This is a genomic window from Modestobacter sp. VKM Ac-2979, assembly GCF_026967995.1.
Classification (GTDB): Bacteria; Actinomycetota; Actinomycetes; order Mycobacteriales; family Geodermatophilaceae; genus Modestobacter.
The window spans coordinates 235,609-255,945 of record NZ_JAPVBO010000006.1; the positions used below are offsets into that span (position 1 = coordinate 235,609).

General features: G+C 66.1%; 15 protein-coding genes. 4 read left to right on the forward strand and 11 right to left on the reverse strand.

What is annotated here, in order from left to right; translation table 11 throughout:
* Positions 1-64: 64 nt before the first annotated feature.
* From O2W15_RS18400 to O2W15_RS18415, 4 genes are all read right to left on the reverse strand, one after another.
* Positions 65-1,198 (reverse strand): sugar-transfer associated ATP-grasp domain-containing protein, encoded by a 1,134-nt coding sequence (locus tag O2W15_RS18400; RefSeq protein ID WP_269161197.1) that lies wholly within the window; start codon positions 1,196-1,198, stop codon positions 65-67.
* 73 nt (positions 1,199-1,271) lie between these two features.
* A complete protein-coding gene (locus O2W15_RS18405; RefSeq protein ID WP_269161198.1) occupies positions 1,272-2,690 on the reverse strand; it encodes a hypothetical protein in 1,419 nt (472 codons plus the stop codon).
* 71 nt (positions 2,691-2,761) lie between these two features.
* On the reverse strand, positions 2,762-3,502 hold the full coding sequence (locus tag O2W15_RS18410; protein WP_269180431.1) for a YveK family protein: 741 nt from the start codon (positions 3,500-3,502) through the stop codon (positions 2,762-2,764).
* Positions 3,499-4,410 carry an alpha/beta hydrolase gene (locus O2W15_RS18415; RefSeq protein ID WP_269180432.1) on the reverse strand — a complete coding sequence of 304 codons (912 nt, stop codon included), beginning with the start codon at positions 4,408-4,410 and terminating at the stop codon, positions 3,499-3,501. The genes O2W15_RS18410 and O2W15_RS18415 overlap by 4 nt, the downstream gene beginning before the upstream one ends.
* Positions 4,411-5,080: 670 nt before the next feature.
* Here O2W15_RS18415 and O2W15_RS18420 point away from each other — a divergent pair.
* From O2W15_RS18420 to O2W15_RS18430, 3 genes are all read left to right on the forward strand, one after another.
* Positions 5,081-6,385 (forward strand): hypothetical protein, encoded by a 1,305-nt coding sequence (locus O2W15_RS18420; RefSeq protein WP_269161201.1) that lies wholly within the window; start codon positions 5,081-5,083, stop codon positions 6,383-6,385.
* 378 nt (positions 6,386-6,763) lie between these two features.
* Positions 6,764-7,825 (forward strand): hypothetical protein, encoded by a 1,062-nt coding sequence (locus O2W15_RS18425; protein ID WP_269180433.1) that lies wholly within the window; start codon positions 6,764-6,766, stop codon positions 7,823-7,825.
* Positions 7,826-8,931: 1,106 nt separating this feature from the next.
* Entirely contained in the window at positions 8,932-9,480 is a 549-nt protein-coding gene (locus tag O2W15_RS18430; protein ID WP_269180434.1) for a hypothetical protein, read from the forward strand.
* A 143-nt stretch (positions 9,481-9,623) separates the two neighbouring features.
* On the opposite strand, the gene O2W15_RS18435 is transcribed toward O2W15_RS18430, so the two are convergent.
* The 6 genes from O2W15_RS18435 to O2W15_RS24095 all read right to left on the reverse strand — a co-directional run bounded on the left by O2W15_RS18435 (position 9,624) and on the right by O2W15_RS24095 (position 17,768).
* Entirely contained in the window at positions 9,624-10,811 is a 1,188-nt protein-coding gene (locus O2W15_RS18435) for a glycosyltransferase (protein ID WP_269180435.1), read from the reverse strand.
* A 25-nt stretch (positions 10,812-10,836) separates the two neighbouring features.
* A complete protein-coding gene (locus tag O2W15_RS18440; RefSeq protein ID WP_269180436.1) occupies positions 10,837-12,324 on the reverse strand; it encodes a lipopolysaccharide biosynthesis protein in 1,488 nt (495 codons plus the stop codon).
* 71 nt (positions 12,325-12,395) lie between these two features.
* On the reverse strand, positions 12,396-13,391 hold the full coding sequence (locus O2W15_RS18445; RefSeq protein WP_269180437.1) for a glycosyltransferase: 996 nt from the start codon (positions 13,389-13,391) through the stop codon (positions 12,396-12,398).
* Between the two features lie 301 nt (positions 13,392-13,692).
* Complete coding sequence (locus O2W15_RS18450; RefSeq protein WP_269180438.1) at positions 13,693-14,835, reverse strand: hypothetical protein; 1,143 nt, start codon at positions 14,833-14,835, stop codon at positions 13,693-13,695.
* 1,110 nt (positions 14,836-15,945) lie between these two features.
* A complete protein-coding gene (locus tag O2W15_RS18455) occupies positions 15,946-16,902 on the reverse strand; it encodes a glycosyltransferase family 2 protein (protein ID WP_269180439.1) in 957 nt (318 codons plus the stop codon).
* Positions 16,899-17,768, reverse strand: coding sequence for a glycosyltransferase (locus tag O2W15_RS24095; protein WP_442929952.1), 870 nt, complete (start codon positions 17,766-17,768; stop codon positions 16,899-16,901). Before O2W15_RS24095 ends, O2W15_RS18455 begins: the two co-directional genes overlap by 4 nt.
* Positions 17,769-17,863: 95 nt before the next feature.
* Between O2W15_RS24095 and O2W15_RS18460 the strand changes: the two genes are divergently transcribed.
* Positions 17,864-18,619 carry a hypothetical protein gene (locus O2W15_RS18460; protein ID WP_269180440.1) on the forward strand — a complete coding sequence of 252 codons (756 nt, stop codon included), beginning with the start codon at positions 17,864-17,866 and terminating at the stop codon, positions 18,617-18,619.
* A gap of 560 nt (positions 18,620-19,179) precedes the next feature.
* Here O2W15_RS18460 and O2W15_RS18465 read toward each other — a convergent pair.
* Complete coding sequence (locus O2W15_RS18465) at positions 19,180-19,809, reverse strand: O-antigen ligase family protein (protein WP_269180441.1); 630 nt, start codon at positions 19,807-19,809, stop codon at positions 19,180-19,182.
* Positions 19,810-20,337: the final 528 nt, after the last annotated feature.

A 20,337-nucleotide genomic window follows, 5' to 3' on the forward strand; every position in this document is an offset into this window, starting at 1 on the left:
GTTCGTTCCAGGGGTCACGGGCCGGGTGCGGTACCGGACGGGTGGCCCAGTCCGGTACCGGGGTTCATCGGGAGGTGAGGGTGCGCCCGGCCCGCCGGACCACCCGACGGGCGCGGTCCCGACCGCGGAGGAGCATGCCGGCGGCGACCTGCCGGGACACCCGGCCGGTGGGCAGCGGCACCCCGAGGCACTCGACCCGCTCCCGGGTGTCCGGGTCGGCGAGCCAGCCGTCGGCGGCCAGCATCTGGGAGCCGCGCAGGCTCCAGTGCACGTTGCCCTCCAGCAGCACCGGCCCGTCCGGGCCGATCACCACGTCCCAGCCGAGGAAGCGCAGCCCGGGGAAGAGGACGGCGGCGCGGCGGCACAGCTCGACGGTCTCCTGCCACAGGGGCAGCTCCCGGCCGGCGAACCGCTCGCCGGTGTCGGGGTGCTCGGTCAGGTCACCCGGCACCCCCTTGAGGATGCCGGGGCCCATCACGCCGGTGGCCACGTCGATCGGGATGCTGACCCCGCCGGACCCCCAGTTGTCGATCATGCCGCCGCGTCGGCCGAGCCGGATGCTCGCGGCGTGCACGTGCGCCGTCCCGTCGGCGGCGACGGTGGTCAGGACGCGGCAGGTGTTGGTCGTCGTGGGGGCCAGCGGTGCCAGCTCCGGGTGGTTGCGGACGGCGTGCTGCAGGACGTAGCCGCTGACCCCGCGCTCACCGCCCGGGTCGAGTGCGGCGAAGACACGCTCGAGGGTGGTCTCCTCGCCGGTGCGGGTCGTGGCCGTGCCGGTCGCGTGATCGATCCGGTCGAGGATGACGATCTGCGCGCCCTGCCCCCCGCCGGCCGGCTTCACCACCAGCCCGGACGGACGCTGGCGGTCCAGTTCGGCGAGGACCTCGGGCACGGTCCGCAGCGGGCGTTCGCCGTCCCAGGTGGTGCCCTGGACGCTGTCGAAGAAGCCGATGGTCGGGGGCACGGGCAACCCGAACCCGTCGGCGAAGCGGTAGAAGACCCACTTGTGCTCGGTGAGGACGTGGTTGCGCGGGTCGTTGACGACGTCCTGGACGAACCTGCGGTTCCAGTCGCTGCCCAGGTACCGGCCGGCGTCGGTGGCCGGGCGCCCGTCGGCGAAGCCGTAGGCGGCGATGTCCGCGGGCCGATAACCCCACAGCCAGACCAACTTGGTGCGCTGCAGCCTGCTCAGGGCCACGTTCCTCCTCCTACCGCTGGGCTCTCGAGGTCGCCGGGGTGGCGGCCGGCCACGGCATTGTGCCCGAAGACGATCAAGAAACGGTCGGTTCCCGGTGCCCCGTGACCGGAGGGCGGCCCAGGGCGGCGGCCTGCCGCGCGTCGACGCGGAGGGAGGCGATGACGCCGGCGGCCGCGAACACGAACGGGAAGGACGGCGACGAGACGAACACCGGGGCCACCGCGGACTCCACGAGCAGCAGGACCAGCCACCCGACCCCGGTGATCCGGATCCAGCGGACCAGGACGTCCTCGCGGGCGGAGACGCGCCGGAGCAGGGCGACGAGCATGCAGGCGAGCCCAGCCGCGAAGCAGAACGCGCCGAACCAGCCGGTCTCGCCGTAGATCGCCGGCCACTGGGAGTCGTTGAGGAACTGACCGGAGTCCGGCCCCGGGCCCAGGCCGTAGCGGCCGGGGAAGCCCAGTGCGTAGTACAGCGGGCTGTAGTCGTCGGCGGCCGTCGAGCTGGCGTACCGGCCGAACCCCGCGCCGAACGGGAAGAACTGTGCCGCGACGGTGACCCCACCTGCGGTGAGCATGGAGCGGGCGGAGTCCTGGTTGAGGTAGATGTCGATGTCGCCACCGATGAGCGCCGCGAGCGGCGGCACGGTGAGGAGCGCCACGAGCGGACCGACGGCGAGGAGCGCCGCGACCCCGACCGGCCGGAGGAAGCGGGTGCCGACCGCCGCCAGCGTGGCCAGCAGCCCGACGATGGACTTGACCTGGAAGGTCAGGAAGGCCAGGCCACCGGAGAGCAGCACGAGGATCGTGTTGGCGAGGGAACGGCGGACCACCAGGCCGTAGACGAGCGCGCCGACGGCGAGCACCCCGCTGAACCGGCTGAAGGCGGCTGGGTGCTGGAACGCACCGTTGATCGCCGGGAACGGGCCGATGTAGCTGATCGGCGGACGCCCGGTGGTGAAGTTCGCCCACGCCGCCGGGAGCGCGAGGTTCAGGAGTGCGGTGAAGGCCATCACCACGATCGCCGTGATGCCGAGGCGGACCAGCAGGGCCAGGTCGTCGCGGGTCCAGTGCAGCTGGGCGAGCGCGAAGGCGAACACCACGCCCTTGACGGCGATGAAGGCAGCGGGGACGGCGAGCCCGGCGGGGACCTCCGCCAGCAGGGAGCTGAGCAGCCCGGCGACGAGGAAGCCCACGAACCAGCCGGTCCCCGGCAGCCAGACCAGTCGTCCTTCGGTGACCAGGCGGCGGGTGCTCAGGGCGACGACGGCGAGGGCGATCACCCCTTCGTCCGCGTAGGTGCCCAGCTGCCCGGCCAGGTTCTGGATGGGTGCCGAGAGGATGACCACGATCAGGGCCAGCAGCGCGAAGAGCTTCGGCTGGAACGCGGCGATCAGCACCCCGGTGAGGGCGAGGAGCAGGGCGAGCGGCACGACCGGCTCGAACCAGGCCAGGGCGGCCAGGACGAAGGCCAGGACGGCGGCAGCAGCCACCCAGGCGGGCCCGGGAGGCGTTCCCGGGCCGGACCGCGCGGGGGCCGCTGCGGTCGTCGGCGGTGCCGACATCAGCGTCCCCGGGTGCCCGCGGAGAGCGCCTGGCGGAACACGATCACCAGGAAGGCCACGAGCAGGCCGACCGCGAGCCCCACCAGCAGGTTGAGCAGGAGCAGCGGCGAGGCGAGCTCGTCGGGGATCTCCGGCGCCTCCACCACGGTGCCGGTCACGTTGACCGGGCTGGCGGCGGCGTCCTCGCCCTCGATCTGGGTGATGAGGCTGGCGGCGATCGCGTTGGCGAGCTCCGCGGCGTTCGTCGGGGTGCTGGCCTCGACCGTGATGTTGATGATGGAGGTGCGGGGGAGCACCTCCGCGGTGACGTTGTCCACGAGATCGGTGGAGGCGACGTCCGCCCCGATGGCGTCGATGGCGGGGTCGAGCACCGCGGGGGTCTGGGCCAGCGCCGCATAGGTCTCCACGCGGTCGGCGACGAGCGCCGATGCCTGGGACACGCTGTTGGCGGGGGTGGTGCCGTCGACGGCGACGGAGATGACCGGGTCGACGAGCACCTTGGTCTCGGTCTCGTAGCGCTCCGGCATGAAGACGGTGACGAGCCATCCGGCGAGGAGCCCGGCGACGACGGCGGCCACGATGATCAGCCAGCTGCGGCGGATCACGCGCAGCACGTCACGCAGCTGCATGGAGCCCGGGTCCTCGTGGCGGTACCGGGGGAGCGGGGGCGCAGCGGTGTCGATGGTCATGTAGGGGGTCCTCTCGGGTGCTGGGGTGCGGGAGTCCGGCGTGCTGGTCACAGCTGCTCCTCCAGGAAGCCGAGGACCGCACGTCGCACGTCGCTGTCGAGCAGCGTGATCCCGTGGCTGGGTGCATCGACGATCAGCAGCTCTGCTGGGACGCCGGCGTCCTCCAGCGCTGTCGCCAGCGCCTCGGGTTGTTCTTCGGGTACGAGTTCGTCGGTGCCGTTGACCAGCAGCATCGGTGGGTCGGAGGGGTCGACCCCGGTGATGGGGGAGGCCGGTACCGACTGCGGGCAGTCGGTCACCGAGGTGCAGCCGAGGTAGTTCAGCACCAGGTCGGCGGCCTGCTCACTGGGCCGGCCGAGCTCGAGGCCCTCGGGGGACAGCACGGAGACGCCGCTCAGGGACGCGACCGCGCCCAGCCGGGCACCGGTGTCGAGCGGCCCCTCGCCGCGGGTGGCCAGGCTCTGCGCGATGATCGCGCCGGCCGAGCTGCCGATGGCGCCGATCCGGGCCGGGTCGATGCCGAACGCCTCCACCTGGGCGGGCTCGCGCAGCCACTGCACCGCGTTGGCGAGGTCGTCGACCTGGGCGGGGTAGGTGAACTCCGGTGCGAGCCGGTAGTCGACCGAGAAGGCGGCCGCGCCCTGTTCGGCTGTCAATTCGCACAGCGTGCGCAGTCCGCTGCTGTCGCGGGTGCCTTCGGTGAAGCCACCGCCGTGGACGAGCAGCACGGCGGCGACCGGCTCCTCGGCGTCGGTGGGGAGGCAGGCGTCGAGCTTCAGCTCGCTCTGGTCGTCGGACCAGTAGGTGAGGCCTTCCTCCACCCGCACGTTGTCCGGACCGGGGTCGAGCCGAGCCGTCGGCTCGGACGACGAGGAGCAGGCGCTCAGCGTCAGGACCAGGGCGGTCACGCCCAGGGCCGCAGCGGGGAGGCCGGGTCGCGACGTGGCGGGGCTCTTCACGTGCATCGGGGTTCTCGAATCCGTCGGGCGGCGACGGACGAGGGCCCTGGTGTTCGAGGACAGCGGGGCCGGGTCTCGTCGAGGCCGTCGGCTCATCAGTGCTGCGCGGCTGCGCTGCATCATCTTGCCGTCGCGGGGTAAGGGGTGGGTCGCAACGTGACGAACCTAGCGTCGAGGGCTCCGTGCTGGCCGTGAGCGCTGTCACGGCGGGGGCGCGGAGGTCGAGCTCGCCGGGCTGCTGGCGGAGCATGAGTGACGTGACTCACATACGACGGGAAGTGATCGCTCACAGTGACTGCCGCGCGTCCTTACTCGTCGAGTTCCCACAGCGTGGCGAGCGGCCAGTTTAATCCGCGTGCGCGCGTGGAGGGGTAGCTCATTCACTGGATCGGGTGCTGCGGTGGGTGCCCGCGTCGTCGCGCGCCTGGTCCTCGGAGTGCTGCTCGGGTGCACGCCGCGCAGTGACCGCGGACAGGATCGAGGATGTGCTGTCAGCCGGTACCGGTCGTCGCATGAACTGCCGATGAACCTGTCGAGGCCGTCGCACCGCCGCGTCGGCAGGCCGGCCCTTCCACGGACGTGCCGTCACACAATGTGATTCCCGTATCACCGGACCCAGCAGTCTCACAAGGCAGTGGCGTGACGTAATCAAACTGCTACGTTCCGCTGCGTGCCTCGCTCTCGTTTCGTCTCCCCGCGAAAGTCCGCCTCGGCCACGTGCCGCGCGATCATGGGCGGTGGGCGCAGCCGCTGGCTCGCCCTCGCGATCGCCTTCGGGTGCCTCGTGCCCGTGACCGAAGCCGCCACCGGTGCGGCCGAGCCGGTGCCCGCCGCCGACGTCGCTGCCCCCGCGCCGGGTCAGGCCGCCCCTGCGCCGATCGCGGCCGAGACGCAGGCGCCGACCGAGGACGCGGTCAAGGAGGCGACCGGTGGCGCCCGGGCCAGTGCGTCGGCGGATGCGCGGGCCGACAGCCTCGCGGCCTCCTCGTCAGCCCCGGCACCCGCCCCTGCCCCTGCTCCCGTGGCGCCCCGTACCGAGCAGGTGGCGGCACCTGCGCCTGCGGCCCCCGCGCCGGTGAAGGTCGAGCAGGTCGCCGCACCGGCCCCCGCGCCGGCGACCACCACGTCCGGTGCAGCGCTCAGCTGGGCACCGCCCGCCGGTTACGCCAACTACCCCGTCACCAACGTGACGGCCACCGACACGCTGACGACGGTGAGCGGCCGCGGCGGTGACGTGCTGATCAAGCTGCCCACGGATCGCGCGGTCGGCCCGATCACGATCGCGGACTGCCGCAACGCCGTCATCATCGGCGGCAGCATCCGGGCGCTGCCCTCCGCCAAGGTCGCCGGCCACGACCAGCGGGCCATCTACGTGCGCAACTGCACCGGCACGGTGCACATCGAGGGCGTGCACATCGACGGCGCCGTGAGCGGCGCGCAGACCGACGGCATCGCCGCCAACGCGCCGAAGGCGATCCTGCAGATCCAGAACGTGCGGGTCGACGGCCTGCGCGGCATGAGCACCGGGAACCACGCCGACGTCTTCCAGCCCTGGGGTGGGCTGCGGGAGTACCGCATCGACCGGCTGACCGGGTCGTCGAACTTCCAGGGTCTGCACATCTTCGAGAACACCGGGCCGATCGGTAGCGGCGTCATCCGGAACACCAACATCTCCGGGCACAACGACGCCCCGGTGGACAAGGGTGGCTACTACATCTGGACCGACTGCAACGACGACTACCCGATCATGCTGGACGGCGTCTACGTGGCCCCGCGGCCCGGGCGCCCCTTCGGGCAGAGCGTCTGGCCCTCGGTGACCCACAAGACCTGTGCGGCGAACGTCGCCAACGGCGTGGCTACCTGGCCGAAGGACAGCATGATCACCGGCAGCGTGCGGGAGGGTCGCCCGTCGTCGGGTGACTTCGTCCCCGCCGGCTCGGTCGGCCGGAGCTACACCTCGCCCGGCTACCGCTGACCCCTGGTCAGACTCCCCAGTCGCGCTCAGCGACCGATCTGATGCCGCCGAGAGGCGGCGCCGAGTGCCTCGTCCCCGGACTTCCGGGGACGAGGCACTCGGCGTTGGTGGCCCGTTCACGCAGCACCATGTCGGCGGGGAGGGCGCCGCCACACGGGGACGCCGAGGGACCGATGTGGAACGGGCGGATATGCCGCCGAGAGTTCCCGTTCGCCGGGTGAACAGCTTGTGACGTTGTCGAGGCCGTTGACCCACCGCGTGCGGCAGGCCGCTTCGTCCGGTGGCTGCTGGGTCACCTGGAGTGGCCCTCATAGCACCGGACCGAGTGGTTGCACAAGAACTGCGGTGTGACGTAATCACACTGCTACCTTGCCCCGCGTGCCTCCCTCCCGTTTCGTCTCCTCACGAAAGTCCGCCTCGGCCACGCGCCGCGCGATCGGGGGCGGCCGCAGCCGCTGGCTCGCGCTCGCCATCGCCTTCGGCTGCCTCGTGCCGGTGGCGACCACTGTCACCGATGCCGCCGAACCGGAGGCGTCCGCGCCTGGTCTGGCCCTCGCCTCCACACAGGTCGAGGTGGTCGCCGCGGCGGCCACCCGCACTCCGCTCAGCTGGAAGCCGCCCGCCGGCTACGCCAACTACCCCGTCACCAAGGTGACGGCGACGACGTCGCTGACGACGGTGAGCGGTCGCGGCGGCGACGTGCTGATCAAGCTGCCCACCGACCGCGCGGTCGGCCCGATCACGATCGCGGACTGCCGCAACGCCGTCATCATCGGCGGCAGCATCAAGGCACTGCCCTCGGCCAAGGTCGCCGGCCACGACCAGCGCGCCATCTACGTGCGCAACTGCACCGGCACGGTGCACATCGAGGGCGTCCACATCAACGGTGCCGTGAGCGGCGCGCAGACCGACGGCATCGCCGCCAACGCGCCCAAGGCCGTGCTGCAGATCCAGAACGTGCGGGTCGACGGCCTGCGTGGCGGGAGCAGGGGCAACCACTCCGACGTCTTCCAGCCCTGGGGTGGGCTGCGCGAGTACCGCATCGACCGGCTGACCGGGTCGTCGAACTTCCAGGGCCTGCACGTCTTCGAGAACACCGGCCCGATCGGCCGCGGCACCATCCGGAACACCAACATCGTCGGGACCAACGACGGCACGGTCGACAAGGGTGGCTACTACCTCTGGACCGACTGCAACGACGACTACCCGCTGGCCCTGGACGGCGTCTACGTCAACCCTCGGCCCGGCCGGCCCTTCGGCCAGAGCGTGTGGCCCTCGGTGACCCACAAGCAGTGCGCGGCGAAGGTCGCCAACGGGGTCGCCACCTGGCCGAAGGACAGCTCGATCTCCGGCAGCGTGAAGCAGGGGCGCCCGTCGTCGGGCGACTTCGTCCCGGCCGGTTCGGTGGGCCAGAGGTACACCTCCCCCGGCTACCGCTGAGGCGCAGTAGCAACAAGCAGGAGCAGTCGCGTTGGAGTCGGGTGCTTCCCCCCGCCCCGGCGCGACTGCGCTTCACCTAGGGACGCACGCAGGCCCGTCCGATGAGCTCGGCGGCGATGTACGCGCGCGGCGCTTGCCACGATTTCGCGACAGCAAAAGTCCGACTCGCCGGCGGTCCATCGAGCGGTCGGCCGATTGCTGGCCTCCGTCCAGTGAGCGGCTGGTCGCGGACAGCCGCAGGTACCGACCTTGGCAGACGTGCGGCTGAACGGTATCGACGGCCAGCGTCTTGGCTTCCTGGGTCTTGGCGTGCATGAGTCAGCTTTGCTGCTGGGATTTCACCAGCTCGCGGGTCTCCAGCCCAATGGTTGAGTCAAACGGATGTGGTCGCGTCCGGTTTCCCTGGATCGGCAGGGCCTTCCGACCGAGTCAGCGAAACGAGCGGGTCGAGGTGTTGTCACCCGGTCGCCAATGAAGTGGTGCTGCTTGGCCCGCAGCGGTCGAAGTTCAGCGGAGTCTGGGGCGAAGGGCGTAGAGAAAGGCGTGCATCCGGAGTGTGCCGTCGAGAGGAATCCATACTGGCCCGGTCCAGGGCTCCCCTCGGCGACATTCAAGCGTCCGCAGTCGACATCTTCTGCACCTGGGAGCCCTGCGACGAGCCCAGGCGTCCAGGGCGGCTGCATCCCACCGCGTATGCCGAACGGCCCCGGTGAGCAGCGGCCTTCCAAATGCACAGCCCGCTCGCTCATCCCGGCGGAGACCCCTGCACGCCTGCCCCCCAAGCAAACAGCAGGTGACCGTCAGACGTCTCAACTATTGCTCTGAGGGGTACAGCCCTGGAACTCTGAAGCCGTGGACACGCCCCCGCCCCGTCGACGGCGTCCCAGCGTCAGATCCTGGACACGACAGGGAGGGCATGCATCTTCTTCCTGCTGCTCCGGTGAGGGGAAGTCACCGACCGTGCCCTGCAAGTGCGGGTCGTGCACCCGAGCGTGCACGTGAACCTTCAGCGAACATCTGCATCAGGCCCCGTCGGTGTCCAGCGGCCGAAACCGGCCACAGTCACCAAACGGTGGCTCCACGTATGGCAAGGAGCGGCAGTCACCTTGACGGCCGGCGTCATCCTCTTCGGAGTAGGAGGGGCGCTTAATGAGCTAGGGGTCGATGGACTGAGCTGGGTCGACCTCGGAGCAGAAGGCCGCGGAGCTGCCAAATACTCGGCGGCCCTTCTCCTGATGGCAAGTCTAGCTGGCGTCAGCGCGCGCTACACGCGGCAAGCGGGGCGCTCAGCAATGCTCTTGGGCTTGCTATTTGCATTCATGGCTCTTGATGAATACTACATGATCCATGAAGAGCTGGAACGTCTCACCCGTGTTGACTGGCAAGTGCTCTACCTTCCAGTCGTGGCTGCCCTTGCGGCATGCTTTATTCACATGTTGTGGCTCTGTCAGCGTGATAGGTCATTCGTCGCCATGTGGGTATCTGGAGCAGCCGCCTGGCTGATGTCCCAGATCCTCGAGCAGTTGCAGTGGGATGGTGACATCCAGCGGTCCGGATACGCGGCGATGATGGTCTGCGAAGAGATCCTCGAAATGAGCGGCAGCGTGCTCTTGGGGCTGGCCCTCTGGCGTTGGGTGATCATTGAGAAGGACTAGTCAGGGCATCTTGCGCCAGGGAACTCTTTCCACTCGCTCTCCCTATCACGCTCATACAAGGAGCAAAGGCCGGTCAACGTTCGTGGGGGGGGAGGGGGGGTCTGGCCGGGGCTGCGTCCACAACCAGCTCTCAGCCCGGCCACCTATCCGGCGTCCTCACCATCCGGGAGGTGTCTGGGGGGCGCGGGAGTGAAGCCGAAAACGTTGAGCATTCCTGCCGCGGTGTGAACCAATGTTGCGCTTCGCGCGACCTTCTGACGGGCCGCAGCACCGCGTCGCTGTGGCTCCCCATCGCCCGCTACCGAGGCGAGCAATGCAATGGCCAGAGCGGGGACATCTCCGGAGGGGGCGATCCAGCCAACCTCGTCGAGCGCCTCAGGAATTCCGGCTACATCGGTGGACACAACAGGTCGCCCGCGTGCCATGGCTTCGCGGATGACCACGGGCAACGCGTCCGAGTCACCGTCCGCATCGCGTCGACAGGCCAGTGCAAACACAGAGCAAGAAGACATCGCCTCGAGCACAGCCCAGTTTGGCTGGGCCCCAGACAATCTTATGGATCTGTGCACTGGTGACTTCTTGACTCGCTCTTCCAAAGCCTGGCGCCCGGGACCGTCCCCGATTATCTCCAAGCTCAGTCCCGGACAGGTGTGCGAGGCCATCTCGAACGCTTCTACGAGTTCCATGAAGCCCTTCTTGGGCACCATGCGCCCCACCGACAACACTCGCGCCCCAGAGACGGGCTGGGGATCTTCCTCCGGTACGTCGACCCCGCACGGCACGACATGCACCGACGGTAGAGCCGGCGCCAGCTTCTTGATGACCGAAACGTTGTAGTTGCAGACGGTCACGACTCTGTCGAACAAGTAGAGCTTCCGCTGCAAGTCTGCCGATGGGACGTAGATGTCGTTGGCGTGGAGGGTTATCGAAGAAGGAGCTCCGAGTAGAGCAGCTGTATAGAGGCACGGACCCGAGGCGCGCCAGCCGAAGTGCGTGTGTACCACATCAACACCACTGGCGGCTATCGGCCGGAGGGGGGCCAGTAGATGCAGAAAGGCAATCTTCAGACCCCGCCCACGAAGCCTGATGGCTAGGCCGAAAAGCCTGACCAGTCGGAGTGGGTACTTCCTCGCCCACCAGCAGATCGCCATCAGCGAACAGATGACGGATGTCGGTCCTGCCACCTGATGAGGGCCAGACCATCCGGAGTCGCCGCTGACGTTGTCCCCGGGCCGCAAGGCTAAGACGGTCACATGGACACCTGTCTGCCGCAGCGCTTGTATCTCGTTGCGAACGAACGTCTGAGATAGAACCGGGTATGCACTCAACAAGTACAAAGCGTGGCGACTGTGCATGCTACTTCCAACCCATGAGCTCACGAATGAACCGCCTCTCGCCAGCCGCTAGTAGCGCTAGATAGACGATCAGGCCAACTGTTACCTGCGCACCCAGGACGACGCTCATCACTGATGACTTAGGTATGACTGCGGGTGTGATCGCGACAACACCAGCCATGACGACCGTGCATGCTGTGGAGTAAGAGATCGCCCGAAGCAGGTCACTCAACCGAACATCAGCAAGGCGCAAAGCGGGAAGAAGGGGAATGATCGCTGCGAACCAGCTCGCGACGAGATACCCTGTGGCGACGCCTACGATGCCAAAAGGAAGACCAGCGGCCATGCACGCTACCGTGATCCCGCTGCTGGCAAGTCCCAGGCGGAACTGCAGTCCAGTCTTGGCTCGAGCCTGGAAGACCGGGCCCGTGTTGACCCCCAGAAGCTGGGCAGGAATCGAACAGGACAACAGTACGAGCACTGGAACAATGGTGAGCCAGCGTTCTCCTAGGAGGACTTCAACAAGGGCGGGAGCGGTCACGGCCATTCCTGCAGCCATGGGAGTGCCGGCAAGCCAGGCGGCCTTTGTAGCCATGAGCCAGCTCTTGCTAAACCGTCGACCGTCCTCCTGGGCCCGGCTGAGGGCGGGGAAGAGAACCGTTGTCAACACAGTCCGCATCTGCCCAACGGGGAGGAGCATCAGGTTGTACGCACGTGCGTAGTACCCGAGAGCAGCTGCCCCCAGCACCTTGCCGATCAGCAGGCTGTCCGCGTTGCGGGACCAGTAGTTGACAGTGCTGTAGCCCAACAGGCCTCTGGAGTACAGCCAAAGCGAACGCGCTTCTTGCATCTTGGGAAGCGTTCGCGGTCGCCACCTTACGTACATCCAGCTCTGTGCTGTGTTCGCAGCTGTTGCGGCCACGCCGGCCACGACGAGGGCAAGGGCGCCCCAGCCAGCGAGCGCGCCACTGATGCCGACGACGGCGGTTACGACAACATTGACGACGCTGATGAAACCCAGTCGTCGGAAGTCCATCTCCCGTCGAAGAATACTTGTCTGGACCACGTTGAAGGAAAGGACGAACGACAAACTGGCGATCGGGACCAGGTAGGCAAGCGACGGCTGACCAAAGAAAGTCGCGAAGAGCGGTGCAAGCAGCGAGAGCAAGGCGGCAATGGAGACGCCAAGCGCTAGGTTTAACCAAAAGGCGGTAGCCAGAACCCGCTCGTTCAGTTCTCTGCGTTGCACAAGCGCAGTGCCGAAGCCGAGTTCTACAAAAATCGCCGCGAAGCCGGTGACCGTCGCAGTGACAGTGGCGACTCCGAAGTCCTCCGGCGCCAGGATCCGGGCGAGCGCCAGCAAAGACGCGAACTGGATGACTTGCGTGCCCAGACGGCTGGCCGCGGTCCACATGACGCCACGGCGCATCTTCTGGCTCAGCCCGATGGATGGACTAGGGGGAACTTCCATGAATTCCGGAGCGGAGTCCAGTCCTGCCTCCGCTGCCATCCCGACGGGAACGTCAACGGCAGCGTCCCTGGGCCCCTGGCGGGCCTGCAAAGGGGGGAACTCGTTCGTCACTAGGCCGGGCCATTCGTGGCTGCTTCTACTAGCGGGCTCAGTCGGCGCCGCCATGAGACCTCGTCAAGTACTCGGCGCCGTTCCGCGACACTGGCTGATCCGGCTAGGAGGGCGGACCGCAAGGCCTCGTCCCATTGACCGGCCTCTTGGCACAGCCATACTCGGTCGCTGAGATGCCGGGCTTCGCGTATGCCGGGCAAGTCAGTGGCGACAACCGGAATCCCGGCTGCCAAGTACTCGAACATCTTCAGGGGTGACATGGCCGCAGTCATCGATGTCACCCGGTGAGGTACGACGCCAACGGCGGCTCCACGAGTGACTGCAGCCAGTGTCCGTTGGTCCAGGTGGCCGGTTAGGTGTACGCCGGGGCGCCGGAGGAGCTCGGCGCGCAGTTCCGCTGTCATGACGGGTCCAGCAAGGACCAGGTCCGGGATGACAGTCAGGATGCGATCAACGAGGTCGAGGTCCAGGCGGGCTTCGATCGATCCCGAGTAGACGGCATACCGTTCGACACTCATCGGGTTGGTGTCGCTCAGGTCGTTGCTCCACAGGAGATCGTCGACGCCGTTCGGAAGGGTCTGCCCAGCTCCCGGAGCGACCCGCTCAGCCAGCTCAGCGCTCACCGCGAACACCGCGGTGCATTGGCGCGCTATGCGTCCATACGCGTCTCGATATAATGGCCAGTAGGGGCGCTTGCGAGGCGCCGCTGCCCAGTCGTCTCTAGCAACGAACACCCGTGCATCTGCCCAGCTGTGACCGCAGTGGCCCCCCACCAGCGGGTGGTAGGAGACCAGGGACGTCATCTCGGTCTTGCTTTCGCTGGCAAGCCGGCGCAGCAGTCGGTCGAGGCGGCGATAACAACGCTCGGAAGCTCGCAGATTCGTGGGATCCGAGAACCGCAGGCGCAGCGGTCGAATGCGCACGATCTGACGCCCGCTGAGGTCAACCCGGCTTCTTCGGCGCGGCCAGCGGCGGCGGGCCAGTTCAGAGATCACGGAGCGCCATGGATCGACTACGTAAAGGACGTCAACGTCAGGACTTCTGGCCAAGGCGAGAAGTCCCTGATCGGGAGGGCGACAGAACTCACGGCGGACCAGGTCATCGAAAGTCTCGGTGGACAAGGTGAAGACAACACAGCGAGTCACCAGGAGACCCCCAGTACTTCCGTGAGCACGCGTGGACGGCTCCGGTGCGGGCAGGGCGTTCAGCCTAGCTCTGTGGACTGCTTCGGGCGTCAGGTGCGGTGAACGTCACGCCGGGGCAGTGCCGGACCGAAACCACATCGCCGTGTGACTCTCACCAGGGCGGAACGATCTTCCAGAGTGCGCCGTCCAGCATCACGTTGTCCTCGAAGGTCACGGCCGCGGGAGCGATCGCCGGGCCATAGCGTGCGGAACCCATGTAAATGTTCCGGCGAAACGCGACGTTAGTAAGATTCGCGTCCTTGCGAACATTCACGGAGAAGTTCCCGCCGCTCAGCCAATTGTCGGAGAAGACGGCGTTTTCCAGCCTACGAGTGCCCGTCTCGGTTCCGAGCATCACTGCTGAGTTATTTAGGTCTGTGCCCAGCGTGTTGCGGGGATCCAGCAGATTGTTGTGGACGGAGATCTCGGAGCCCTCAGTGGTCTGGAGTGCATCGCAGTGCAGACCGTCCATTCGGACGAGGTCGTGGATCCAGCTGTTGCTGATCTGGATGTTCGTTGATATGCGAGCTCCATCACACGTGCCGTGAATGTTTACCCGGCGCAGGGTGTAGTTGCTCCAGCCGATGCCTATGTGCGTGGATCCCAGCCCGTCGATCTCTGTGTCCTCGATAAGGAGATTCCGGACGTCATTAGCCACGAAGACCGCACGATTACTTGCCGCATCGGCACATCTGATGCGTACGTCCCGAATGGTGACATCACTTGCCAGGACAGTGACGCACCCATCCACATCGAGGTTGCTGACCACTTGGCCGGGAGTGCTCAACACGAGGGGGCCGCTCGGATGCAGTACGGCGCCCGAGCGCGGACCGGTGTTGTTCCCACTCGGTGGGGTCGATGAAGGGCTGGAAAGCGAAGGCGACTCGTTCGCGTCGCCGGCCGGTGAGGTGGTGCTTTCGGCATTCGCTGGCTCATCTGGGGCATCGGTAGGTGCAGGAGCCGAAGCGGACGTCTCTTGAGGCCCGCCAGCATCGGTGGTTTCACTCGATTGCGGGGGATTCACCAGGGTGTCGGGCGACGAAGAGGGTGCTGTCGTGACGGGAGCCGCTTCTTGCGACGGTATAGGTGGCGGAGTGAGGCGGATCCACCGGCGAACGGCCCATGAGCTGTGATCGTCACTGAACGTGACTATCAGTCGTTGGCCGCCGGCATAGCCGGAGAGGTCTGCTTGCACATCGGACGACGTTGCGCTGGCTGCGCTAGCACTACCGATGAGCTTGCCCTTGATGCTCAAGGCAACTGCGTCGAATGGATCTTCCGACGAAACGCGAAGCTCAATGGGTCCAGCGGGAAGCAGTTGATTGTTTACTTCCCGCCCCAAATGCTCAACTCTGTACCCTGTCGTGGTTCCGTCTGCCGATGGGGCGGTTGAGACAGTGGTGACCAAAAGTGCAAGAACGACGGCAGCCAACATGCGACTCGCGTGCCTTCTCACAATTACTCCCTACCAGTGCGGACGATGGACTCCAAGGGTCTCGACCGAGTGCTTGGTGGTGCCCCTGTTGAAGATCATGAGCTGCTCAATTGACCATGCACCGACGGGATCTGCCCAGACGCGTATGGATCAGCGCGCTATTCATGAGGCCGATGGGTCTCAGTCGTCCCTCTGGCGATTGGCTGGCGAGCAGCAGAAGCTTTGTCCCGAGTGTCGCATGCTGGGCGACTGCGCGTGCGCATGATGCGACGGTTGGGGCTAGAGGTCTGACTGTTAGCAGTGATGCACCCGGGTCGGCCCGGTCAGATGTGCCGCCGGTACGAATGAACACTCCACCCGAAGCGCGCCCGCACCGATGCACAGCTGGTCACCCGGACGCCGGGGACAGGACAAACTAGACTCCGGATGTTGTACGCCGGCCCACTGGCCTCGTGACGATCTTCTGCAACCCCGCCACTGACGAGTGACGACTAATTGAGGTGAGCCCGCCTGGTGGGTGTTGGCGCGCCTGCAGCAACCGTCCGTGGGGCTCATGCCCGACAAGCCGGCGGGACGATCGGAGCGCCAGCTGGTCACCCGGCGGTCCTTGCGCGTCGGAGGCTGAGGCGGTGCGGACCCAATCGGGACGCTCTCCCACAGCAGGCGATGTCAAACATCCGCGGCTGGTCGGACGGCTGCGGCTAGGTGCGTCCGACCAAGCCAGGGAAGATGCCTGGGCCATTCGCGTGGCGTTGGTGTATGTCAATCTTGTCGGCGTAATGCCGTCTAGCGAGGCCGTCTACATGACTGGCTGGACGGGTCCCTCGACGTCCCGGTGACCAGCTGTGCAAGCGCGCTTCGGAAGCCGTGAATCCACCAGTTCGGGGAGCACTGCGCTGCTGCTGGCCGCACTGTAGTGAGGGGACGCAGTCAGAAATGCGGCACAGATTGATCGACTCCGTTATAAGGTGGGTATCCGTTGAGCCATTGGCGCCTCTGTCGCCAGGCGACCAGCCACCCGGCATCTCGTCGGCGTAACAGCCCAGCGCCCAGTGCACGCCACGCTACGCCGACTGTTAGGAGCATTCGTGCGACGTGGAACTCCTTCACGGAAAAGTTCTTGCGAAGGTAGGTGACGCGACCGGCGAGGAGAAGTGTTGTCTTGGCCCCAGAGTTGGGGGAACTGGCGCCCACGACGTGAGTCACCACTGAGCCCGGCTCAATCCAGACACGAAGACCTGAGCGCCGCAGCCGCTTTGAGAGATCCGCGTCCTCCCCGTACATGAAGTAGTCCATATCGAAGCCGCCAACGGCGCTCCAGGCGTTTCGTGGAACGAGCGCCAAGCAGCCGGTCACCACTGGGACGTCTCGAACGGTGTCCCGCTTCCAGTCACCCAGCGACTCGGGGTCGAAGACAGAATTCCCCTTGAGGAGCCGGCTGAGGCCGGTCGCAAAGCACAGTTGGCTCCACATTGTGGGCTCGCCCCAACAGGAGCGCGGGTCATGGTCACCTGAGGGGGTCACCGTTCGTCCACCCACCATCCCGGCGTTCTCGACTTCCCTCACAGCGGTCAGCAAAGTGTCAATGGCGCCGGAATGCGCGATCGTGTCGGGGTTCAAGAGGAGGATGTTCCGACCGGTCGACCGAGAGGCTGCGAGATTGCATGCTCGGCCGAAACCGATGTTCTCGTCGAGTCGGATCACCTGACTGCGGCCTACGTACCTCTCAATCAATCCGACCAGAGACGGCTCAGAGGCGTTGTCTACAACGATGATCTCGGAGGAGGAGACCGGCTTGCCGCTCCCTGCCAGGGACTCCAGGCAGTCCGACAATGATTCCGCAGCATTATAGGCCACGATTAAGATGCTCACATCAGGCTGGGTCAACGGACGCGTCCTTCTCTCGAGGTGGCGTCTCGACCCCACTCCCACGACTGGTCAGGCTGTCGTGCAGAGAGGATTCGAACAAGTAATCCAACGAAGAGGAAAGACACAATCCCGGGCCATTGCTTCGGGTTCTTGGCAGAAGCCGTCAAGTATTGTCTGGTCCGGTTCGACGACAGTCGGGATGCTGTTCTGGGCGCGACCCGCTCGAGCTGCCGACTTCCGCGCTGCGTCCTGACGCCTCGCCGAATCAACGCGGGCAGATTCCGGGCAGGGTGGATGGTGAAGGAGTGGGCCGTCATCAGTGTCTCGTCGGGCGTGAACGATCGGCGGACAAACTCATCGTCATTGACGACGGACGGCATGGGCAGGACTCGCTTGGCAGCAGCCGAGTTCAACGCATACACCCCCGATCCGACGTATGAGTGATTCACTGCCGGTAAGCCCCGCCAAAACTCGTAATAGGTCCGCACCACCCATGAGCATTGCGACAGATCGAGCGCTAAGCGCGGGGCCCCCACACGCGGCTGCACGCTGTCGAGGAGCAATACCAACGACCTGGCGGCCTCCGCCGAAAGCTGTACGTCTGCGTCCAAGAAGATCGTTGGGTGTGTGGTAGCCGCCGCATGTCCCCGATTTATTGCGGCGACCTTGCTTCGCTCGGCTATTTCCAAACAGATGACGCTGGGGTGTAGAGATCGTACGACGTCCGCAGTGCCGTCATCGCAGCCGTTCGCCACCACGATCACCTCGAACTCGTCCGCGTGGCTGTGCGCCAGGAGTGTGCCAAGGCAACTCGAGATGACGAGGGCTTCGTTGTGAGCCGGGATGATCACGGACGCGGTAGGGCGGCTTGCTGCGAGGCTCACGCGGTCAGCTTGCCATGACGACTGACGTCAGGCTGTGTCCTGAGACACAGGTTGGTCGCCATGGCTCAAGGCGGCGGTCGCCAGGAAGATGATGGGTGAAGATGAGCGGTATGGATATCTCTGCCGTACTCCGAGCCGTCGTCCGGCGCTGGTACGTCTCCCTCGTGGTCTTGGCGCTGACTGCGGTAGCGGCGACCGGACTGTGGAAGGCCGCAGAGCCGTCCTACACCGCGTCCACGACGCTGGTCGTGCTGCCTAGCCCCACTCTGCTTGCAGAGCGAGCCGCCGCTGACTCTGGCGAATCCAGCCTGGGAAACCCCTTCGGCACTCAAGCCACCACCGTCCTTGCCAGCTTGTTGGCAGATCAGATCAACACTGGCGGTATCGCACTCGCGGGCGACGCGGCCGAAGCCACCCTCGCGGTACAGGCGAATGACGTGAGGCCTGAGCCCTACTTCACGGTCGTCGCGACAGGAGACTCTCCCGAGGGCACGACTGCAGCACTTGTGGCCGCAATCGAGCAGGGCCCCGTCATACTCGCGGAGATGCAACGTTCGGCTGGGGCACCTGCGAATCAGATCTACACGGCCGTGCAGACCCGACAGCAGACGCCCGTGGTGATCGACTACCCCGACCGCTTGCGCATGGTCCTTGGCGTTGTGCTTGCCGGCATCCTGAGCGCAGCACTGCTCAGCGTTCTGGTGGACAGCCTCATAGAGGCTCGCCGGGCTCGCGGCCGCCATCGTGACTTCGCGATCACCGACGATGTACCCGCTGCCGAAGCGCAGGAAGGCGACACCGGATCACATGGATCGGCAGTGCAGGTAGCCGGTCGACCGGCAGGGTCTTGATCTCCTGTTGGGTTAAGTATGTATCCGGTAGGGAAATCACTTCGCGTGCGCGAAGCCTGCGCACACTGATACTGGCCAGGATGACGGGCGAGGCTAGCAACTCCACTGTGGCCACCTCGCCGCGGCGGTTGTCGGCAGCTGTCCGTGCGTCACTCCCGCAGTCACCAACGGCTTCGCGACTTGTGACCCGAACGCAATCCAGGCCCGGCGCCGACCGTATCGGGCGGATTCCCAACCGTCTTCGGTGACTGGGTACCGAGACCCGTCGTGCGTTGCAGTTTCCCCGATGATGCAGGCTGCAGGGCGTAATAGTTCGCGAACTCCAGGCGATTCGCCGTCTCAGCCGTGCGCGCGGCAGGCCGTCTGTGCCCTGCCCTGCCCGCCGAGGCACATGCCGTCGCGATGAGCTACCGCATACGACCGCGCCGGATGCGAATGTGCGTACGAGCGTTCGCGTGCGTCAGCCAGCGCGCCGGACTGTGCCAACGGGCCGCCCTGCAGATGGGGGCGTCTGAGGCCTCGACGAGGCGGGGCTCATCCGCAGTCCCATCAGCGTGAGTTCAGCGGCTAGCTGCGGATCGCAGTCCGATACGCGCGAACTCTTGCCGCCGATAGGACCCCACCAGGCCGAGCAGTAGAAACGTCAGAAACGTAACCTGCTGAAAGGCCAAATAGTCGAACGTGCCGGCGGAAACGGCTGCTGCCACCAAGGTTGCCGCCAGCGCACCGTTAAAGCTCCTGTTCATCGAACCACTCTGCGCGGATAGTGCCGTCCTGGCGGCCCAGGTAGCACCTCCGCCCCACAGTATGACCAGAGAGACGACTCCGAGTATCCCCGACGTCACCAAGGTCAGCAGCCACTGATTGTCCAACACATTGAGTCTGAGATTCTCATTGACGGGTGCACCACCCAGCCACGGCGAGAGGGCAACTCGTGCCACCGCCACCGGATAGTCATTCAGTCGTGCTTGGACGCTCCCGTCCTCAGTGGATCCGGTCACGGTGTCAATGAGCGTGCCAACCACTGCGGGCGCAAATACGTAGGCGCTCGCCATCGCAGCGATACCTGCGATCAGGAGCCTGAATCGTTGCTGCGCGGTGAGGAATACTGCGTACACAAGCAGTCCCACCACCAATGCGACCATGCCCGCTCGTGACACGCCGAATGGGAAGGCCACCAGCAGGATCAAGAGGGCAGTCCAAGCTGCACGTCGACCCAGTCTTGTGGTGGCTTGGGTGGCCAGGTGGATCGCCAACGGGATGAGAAGCGCGATGGAGACGGCGAATTCAATTGGATGAGCCGCAGTTCCTGAAACCCTCGGAAGATCACCCCTCGAGCCAATTCCTCCAGAGGAGACCACAGTAGTCGTGAAGGGGAGTGAGACGACGTCCGCCCAAGCCTCTATGGCACCGATCGCCTGGAGTAGCCCGACCACGCTGGTCACCACCCCGCCTGCAACGAGCGCACCGGCTAGAAGGTGGACCCGTCTGAGAGAGAGGGCAGTCGCTGACGCCAACAACGCAGCGCCGGTAGCAGATACTGTCAACAACAGTTGCCGATCTAGATCGGCAACCTCGTCGGGACCTAGACCGTGCCGGTTCGCTATACCCCATATCAAGAAGGCCAGAGCCAGATATCCGACTATGAGGTAGGAAACCTGCCGGAAAGCGACTCGAGCTCCCCAGCGCATAAAGGCTAGAAGTAGCATGATCGCGCC